1 protein-coding gene is annotated in these 2,198 nt (G+C 60.4%); it reads left to right on the top strand.

Going from position 1 to position 2,198, the window contains the following annotated elements; genetic code table 11:
• The first annotated feature begins 257 nt into the window (after nucleotides 1–257).
• Complete coding sequence (locus tag ACLF3M_RS35175) at nucleotides 258–2,165, top strand: hypothetical protein (protein ID WP_430661674.1); 1,908 nt, start codon at nucleotides 258–260, stop codon at nucleotides 2,163–2,165.
• The last annotated feature ends 33 nt before the right edge of the window (nucleotides 2,166–2,198 follow it).

Raw genomic sequence — 2,198 nt, forward strand, 5'->3', positions numbered from 1 at the left:
ATACAACAACCAGGACCACGCGATGATGACCGCGATGCTGACGGCGCGGAACATCCTGGCGGGGCGGCCGCTCTATGACGTGTGGCGGGTGAACCAGGACGCCGAGTACCACGAGGAAGCCAGCTGCGACGCGCCCGACCAGGGCGGGCGCATGGTGCCGGCGCGGATCTGAGCAGAACGCGTTCAGCCGTCCAGTGCCCGCGAGGATGGTCAGGGGTGAGTGTTCCTCGGGTTCAAACCAAAGACTCGGGGCATCATTGACCCGCTCCGAACTCGGACTCGGCCTTATTGCGCTGGCGCTGGTTTGGTCCGGCACTCGTCCTTATTATGGCATTTGGCTTGATGCACGCTTCTATGCAGCCCAGGCACTCGCTCGGCTGCATCCAGCGAGCTTTTCTACTGATCTCTACTTCATTCACGGCAGTCAGGACCAATTTACCGCTTTCTCGTACCTCTATGCTCCGGTTATAGAGATATTTGGCCTCGAGGCTGCCCACGCAATCGCCTTCGGCATTGGTCAAGCATGCTGGCTGATTGCCGCATGGGCGCTTGCATCGGCGCTTATAGCCGATTGCCGTGCGCGCCTCTGGGCATTTGTCGGTCTACTATTGTTTGCGCCTCGCGTCGGTGTGTTGGGTACCATCTCCTACGGTGAGCCCTTCGCCACGCCCCGCCTTTTCGCGGAAGCTGCCAGCCTTTTTGCTATTGCTGCCGTCTTGAATGGCCGCCGTTTCGTTGGTGCGGTTGCGCTCGGCGGCGGGATCGCGATGCACCCACTGATCGCGCTCCCTGCTTTGTGGACATTAATCTTAATGTGCCTACTGCAACGCAGTCTGCTTGCATTTGCTTTCGCGTTTGGCGGCGCGCTCCTCGCCACCGCTTTGCTCCTGCTCCCGCTAGAACAGCTCGATTTCGCCCGCATGGATGCCTTTTGGCTCGATGTAACGCAGCGGCGTAGCTACTGGGTCTTCTTAACGATGTGGCCTTGGGAAGCTTGGCTGCGCTCCGGCACTACACTGCTGCTCGGCGCCGTCGTGGCTGCGACTCTTTCCGGGACGCAATTCAGATTTGCTTTGGCCGCCTCGGCTACAGGGTTAACCGGAGTCTTCCTGACGTATGCCGGCACGGACGTCGGGCATTTGCATCTCGTTTCGGCGGCTCAGCCAGCGCGGGCCCTATGGATCTTGGTGCTCGCCGTCAATCTTCTTCTCGTCCCCGCGCTTTTCCGGCTAGCCAGTGAGGGGGCGCTCAATTGGATCTACGCGCGGCTGCTGGTAGCTCTCCTGCCCGTCACGCTAGCCGCGATGAAGGGATTGCCTGCCATGTCGCTGGCGGCGTTCCCAATCTCCGTGCTGACCGGATTGCTCGTAGCTGCTTTTCGGCTAGGCATTCGGTTTGAAGGAAGCATTAGCCGTATCATTTTGGTTTCGGTCTTCGGCACGTCCGTCGCTTGGTTCACCGTTTGCTTATTGATGTCCGCGTCGGTCGTCTTTGACAGTTCTCCGGACACGAGCGGGTTGGTCAGCGCTGCCCGCGCCTGCATGCTTTCCGGCGGTGGAACACTGCTGCTCTGGACCGTCTTGACGGGGCGCTTACGTCAGCGATCGATGTCGGTTGGATGGCTCTGCGGCATCGCACTTGCGACCGCTGCCGTTATGACGTTCGACCAGCGTTCCGACTGGCAGAAATTCACCGAGACGCAGGTACCGGTTGAAGACCCACTTCGGGACTTCGTGCCTCGCAACAGCAACATATATTGGGAGGGGGGGCTAGAAGTGGTCTGGCTCCGCCTTCGGCAGGCCTCCTACTTCTCGTGCGCCCAGGGTACGGGAGCGGGTTTTTTCAGGGCAACGGCAGTCAGTTTCGCAGAACGTCTTCCATCGTTCCGATTCCAACGGTCAGAAATCGATTGTTTTGGATTGATGCAGATCAGCGAGAACCCGCCAAGCGAGGCCGATTTGGTGCGAGCTTGCACCCGCGAGCCGGCCCTTGATTACGTTGTTTTGCCCACACGGGTCGAGCATCTGACGCCGTCCGCGACGTTCCACGTTCCAAGCGGCAGACCGGTTCCCAACGCGCCTTGGAGAAGCCGGCCCGCCGGCGACGTATTCCGCTACAACTGCGACGATCTTCGGCGCAGCGACGAGCCGGCGGCGGCCGGTTAGCTGCTCGAACTGAACGGAAGCCTCGCTCTTATG

Source organism: Falsiroseomonas sp. HW251 (assembly GCF_050563545.1).
GTDB lineage: Bacteria > Pseudomonadota > Alphaproteobacteria > Acetobacterales > Acetobacteraceae > Falsiroseomonas.